The sequence below is a fragment of the Gracilinema caldarium genome (genome assembly GCF_029265695.1).
In the GTDB taxonomy this organism is placed as follows: Bacteria; Spirochaetota; Spirochaetia; order Treponematales; family Breznakiellaceae; genus Gracilinema; species Gracilinema caldarium_A.
Genome location: NZ_JAJUHW010000080.1, coordinates 1 through 5,079, shown reverse-complemented (window position 1 = coordinate 5,079; position 5,079 = coordinate 1). Strand labels below are relative to the sequence as shown.

The 5,079-nt window shown below is 52.0% G+C and carries 4 protein-coding genes; 1 reads left to right on the top strand and 3 read right to left on the bottom strand.

Annotation, left to right across the window (positions count from 1 at the left end):
* The 3 genes from Q7P68_RS13870 to Q7P68_RS13860 form a co-directional block, all read right to left on the bottom strand.
* Positions 1 to 558, bottom strand: a 558-nt coding sequence (locus Q7P68_RS13870) for a 16S rRNA (guanine(527)-N(7))-methyltransferase RsmG (RefSeq protein ID WP_304226666.1), incomplete at its 3' end; no start/stop codon positions are given.
* On the bottom strand, positions 559 to 3,030 hold the full coding sequence (locus Q7P68_RS13865) for a helix-hairpin-helix domain-containing protein (protein ID WP_304226664.1): 2,472 nt from the start codon (positions 3,028 to 3,030) through the stop codon (positions 559 to 561).
* Positions 3,031 to 3,110: 80 nt separating this feature from the next.
* Complete coding sequence (locus Q7P68_RS13860) at positions 3,111 to 4,346, bottom strand: dicarboxylate/amino acid:cation symporter (RefSeq protein ID WP_304226662.1); 1,236 nt, start codon at positions 4,344 to 4,346, stop codon at positions 3,111 to 3,113.
* Positions 4,347 to 4,423: 77 nt separating this feature from the next.
* On the opposite strand from Q7P68_RS13860, the gene Q7P68_RS13855 reads away from it, so the two are divergent.
* On the top strand, positions 4,424 to 5,079 hold a 656-nt coding region (locus tag Q7P68_RS13855), incomplete at its 3' end, for a histidine kinase N-terminal 7TM domain-containing protein (RefSeq protein WP_304226660.1).

The following is a 5,079-nucleotide window of genomic DNA, read 5'->3' as shown; positions in this document are numbered from 1 at the left end:
AGCCGCTAGGACACCGTCTGGGGTAAGGAGCTTGGTAAGAGCTTTAAGCATGGGCGGCTCCAGGGGGCGGAAGGCCCGAAATGTGATGAGATCAAAGGGACCGGAGCGGGCTTTTTCGATGTCCGCCTGTTCAAGGCGGACGTTCTGTAAGCCGAGAATTGCCAGGGTGTTCTGTAAAAAGCCAATGCGCCGGCCCATGCGTTCGATAAGGGTGAACTGACAGGCGGGGAGGGCGCAGGCCAGGGGCAGCCCTGGAAGGCCCGCTCCGGTCCCGGCGTCGGCGATGGCAGGGCCTGGTGCCGAAATGGCTGCCGGCAGGGCCCTCTGGATGTGGCCCAGGGGCGCTAAAGAGTCCAGTATGTGCTTAATTACGAGCTCTTCGTGGCTTTCGGTTCCCACAAGTCCATAGGCGGGGTTAAAGAGCTCGATTTCCCGGATATAGGCCTCCAGCTTTTCCTGGAGGCTGCGCCGGACCTCCGCGGCGGAACCCAGTACGGACATAAGGCTCCGGTCCTGGGCAAGGAGTTCATCGAGCCCCCGGGACAAAAGGTCATCCATCTATTTCTTTCCGCTCTTTTCCTGCATTTTCCGCAGGGCTTCCGCAAAGGGATTGTACATGGTGCCGTCATCATCCCGATCCGCACGGATCGTTGGGCTGCTGCTCGACCGTTGATCCCCTCGGGGGCGCTGCCCGCTAGAGGGGCGTTCATGTTGCTGAGCTGTTTGCCCCGGAGCGCTATGGGGTCTAGCTGTTTGAGCTTGGCTCGGCTTATCGGCGCTTTTTTTAACTACCACCACTTTCCGGCTACCCGGGCGTTCTTCGCCATCGTGCTTGGGCCGGCTTGTGTGGATGCCTGCACCGGCGCTGGTACCTGTGCTACCCTGGGTTTTTAATGATAGACTGATGCGCCGCCGGTCCAGGTCAAGGCCGATGATACGGAATTCCCGCACATCACCTACCTTAAGGACTTCCATGGGATACTGAATATAGCGGTCGCTCATTTCGGAAATATGGAGCAGGGCAGTTTCCTTAATACCTACATCCACGAAAGCGCCGAAGTCGACCACGTTTTTTACCTTGCCGGTGATCATCATCCCTTCATGGAGGTCCTCGAAGGTGACTACCCCCTTCTGCATGACCGGCTTCGGATAACCCTCCCGGGGGTCCCGGTTGGGCTTCTTAAGTTCATCAACCAAATCCCGAATGGTCGTGTCGCCTACCGAATATTTGTCTTTCAGCGCCTTAGTGTCCTCGGCGGAGAGGCTCCCCTTGGTTTTAAGGAGCTCATACATTTCCCGGGCGATTTCGTAGTTTTCTGGATGTACCCAGGTGTTATCCAGGGGATCGGGACTCTCCGGGATTTTAAGGAAGCCCGCACACTGTTCAAAACTTTTGGGCCCCATGCCGGGGACGTCCATCAACTCCTTGCGGCTTGTAATTTTCCCCTTTTCTTCCCGGTATTTAACAAGCTTTTTTGCCAGTGAGCCGTTGATGCCCGACACATATTTAAGGAGGGACACGCTGGCGGTATTAAGGTTAACCCCTACGTTGTTGACCACCGACTGGACAACTTCGTCCAGGGTTTCGGAAAGCTTTTTCTGGTTTACGTCGTGCTGGTAGAGCCCCACCCCGATAGATTTGGGATCGATTTTGACTAGTTCCGCCAGTGGATCCTGGAGGCGCCGGCCGATAGAAATGGCTCCCCGGATCGTAAGGTCCAGGTCGGGGAATTCTTCCCGGGCAATGTCGCTGGCCGAGTACACCGAAGCGCCGTCTTCATCGACCACCGTATAAAGGACCTCAAGGCTATTTTCACTGATGACCTGGGCGACCAATTCCTGCACTTCGTGGCTGCCTGTACCGTTGCCCACGGCGATGAGCTGCACGTTATAGTTTTTAATTCCCTCAAGGAGGGACCGTTTAGCTTCTTCAGGGTGATGTTGATAGATGACAAAACTTCCCAGGTATTTTCCTGTTTCGTCCAGGGCGGCGCACTTGGTGCCGGTACGGATGCCCGGGTCAATGCCGAGCACCCGGGTGCCCTTTATGGGCTGCTGCATGAGCAGGTTTTTCAGGTTCTGGCTGAACACCGAAATGCCGTGGTCGTCGGCGGCTTCGCTCTGGTCGCCCCGCAATTCCCGGATAACCGCCGGCGAGAGGAGCCGCTTAAGGCCATCTTCGATGGCGGTTTTGTGATAGTCGTTGTGTATGGTGTATTTTCTCTGGAGCAGTTCTGTAGCGGCATTTTCGTCCACATCGATGGTAACTTCCAGTTCTCCTTCCCGTTCGCCCCGGTTAATGGCCAAGACCCGGTGGGGTTTAATCTGAGAAAGCTGCTCCGTATAGTCCCAGTACATCTGGTAGGTGCTGGTTTTTTTCTTTTCCTCGTCTCCGATGCCTTTCACCATGATGCGGCCGTCGGCAAGGTAGAATTTCTTGATATCGCTGCGGTTGTCCGGGTCCTGGGCAACCTGTTCGGCGATAATGTCCATGGCCCCCTGGAGGGCTTCATCCACAGAGGGGACGGAAAGTTCTGGATGTTCAGTGTCTTCGCGGACATAGGCTTCGGCGGCCTTGCGGAGCGCTGCCGCGTCCAGTTCCTGCATGGCCTGGGCAAGGGGTTCAAGGCCCTTCTCCTGGGCCACCATGCCCCGGGTTTTCTTTTTCCGCTTAAAGGGTGCGTAGAGGTCTTCGAGCTCAGTCAGGGTCGCCGCTTTGGTGATGTTCTCGTAGAGCGCTTCGGTCAGTTTACCCTGTTCAAAAATTCCCCTGATAATTTCGATCCGCCGGCCTTCCAGATTTTTACCGCTGGTAAACCGGTGATCAATTTCCCGGACCTGGACTTCGTCCAGACTCCCGGTCTTTTCTTTACGGTACCGGGCAATAAAGGGGACCGTACAGCCCTCCGCAAACAATCCGATGACCGCTGAAACCTGGCCCAGGTTGATCGACATTTCTTCTGCAATGCGCTTCATGAGCGCCACTTCGTTAACCTGCAGTGATTCTATAAATTCCGCGTTTAGTTCCATAGCTCGGGCATTGTACTCCAAGGTGCAAAAAAAAGTCTATGACAGCGGGGCGTGCAAAGCCCCGCAGGAAGGGATAAATCTTAAATAAAATGCCTTGTTTCCTTTTCTTGCTGGAAACCGCTTAAGTAGCCGACCGCATAGGTTCCAAGAGAAGCAACCATGGCATCGATCATGGTCCCAATCGCAACAAGGTAAAAGGCTATGGGTTTAAGGATAAGATAGCCTGCTTCAAAGCCCTTGCCATACCAGCCGCAGAGAACAGCCAGGGCTATATAGGCTCCGTTTCCGGGATGCCGCGGCAGCAGGGCTGATATAATTGCGGAGAAAAGCAAAATGATAAAAAGGTCTCCTGCGCTGATGCCCAGGCTGGAATAGGATTTAATGATCACAATGATAGACATGGCAGCCACCATGGCGCTGCCCGCCCGGGCAAAGGTGCTGAATAAGACCAGGCTTACCGCATTTGACCGTCGCTGTACTCCATGGTTTTCCTTTGCATGCCGTACTAAGAGGGGGAGGGTAAAATTGATATCTCCGGAAAACAGCCCAGCAATGGCAGGCCCCAAAGCCCCGTACAGTTGTTTCCAGGGATTGGACTGCTTGCCGCCAAGGAAATATAAAAAGAGGGGTAAAATGACAAAACTGAGGAGAAAGCCGTAGATTGCAAGCAAGACGATAATGTCACGGAACACTTGAGCTTTAAGGGCTCCTTGGAAACGGACAGCCCAAAAGGCTCCTAAACATATCATGAAAATGCCCAGAATTTCCGAAAAGAAAATTGCTATATAATAGAAAATACGTGAAAGTGAATCTACAAAACTAATGACTGGTTTTGTGTAAACCCGGTCATAAGAAAAGCCCGCACCAAGAAAAATGGCAAAAATCCATACGGGCAGGAGATAGGTTCCATCACTTACGAGCCCGGAAAGCATATTTGAAGGCAAGAGCTGCAGGATGCCCTGTCCGATATCGAGGGAAATGCTTTCCTTTTGGCCTTCGATCAGTATGGGTATCCGGGCGGGAGGAAACATCAGGGTTACCAGCATCCCTGAGCCAATAATAAAAAGGGAGGATCCAATGATAATAAAGACTGTACGGAATACGACAGGCCACATATGCTTGTCCTGCCGCAGTTCATAAATCGCGATCACCAGTGAAAACCCTAATGTGGGGACCAAAGTATACCGGCCGATTTGGAGTGCCAGTTGGGCAAGCCAATCAATGGCCATCATAATAGTTGTATTGTCCTGGGGGACCACAAGCCCCAGGATAAGACCAAGGATGGAACCGATAAGTAGTTTTATCCAGACTTTCATGGAAAGAGAGCATACTTCATGCCGAATTACTCGTCAATGAGGTTTGTATTTACTATACTAAAGGTACGGGAGACTCCATGCGGTTAATATTTTTTTTAAATGTCATGTCCTGTTTCTTGTATGTCTTTCTTGGTGTTTTTGCCTATCTTTTCCGGCGGAATGATCGCAAGTTCAGGCGTACACCGCTCAATATTCTTTTTATCAGCCTTAGTTTACTCTTTGCCATAGGTACCATGGCGAACGCTTTCTTTGTTAGTTCCTTGTCGGCAGAAGAAGCGCGGCGCTGGTTCTTATCCTTTTCCTTTATTTGGTATGTGGCTCCACCCTTGTTTTTGCTGTTTTGTCTTTTACTTACCGGCAGTACCTTTCGTTCATGGTATGTTTTAGTTTTAGTCTCCGCGCTGGCGATTACGGCTGCGCAGATTATCCATCCCACGGCGGTTCTGAAAGAGGTAACACCGGTCGCATTAGGATGGCATGCGGCCTATAACGAGGCTTCGCCGTGGCATTGGATCAATGTGGCAAACTACACCATCTTTGGCTTCGGCGCTTTTTTAGTCCTTTTGATACGGGGCCTTTTTCATCAAGATGAAATGACCCGTAAAAAGGTGTTAATTATCCTGTTCTCATTTATTCCAACCTTTTTTGGAACCTTTATCACCGGTTTTTTGCTCCGCTATGCAGGTTTTGAAACCCTGCCTCCCATGCTGCCCATCTTCTTAAGCTTCCTTGT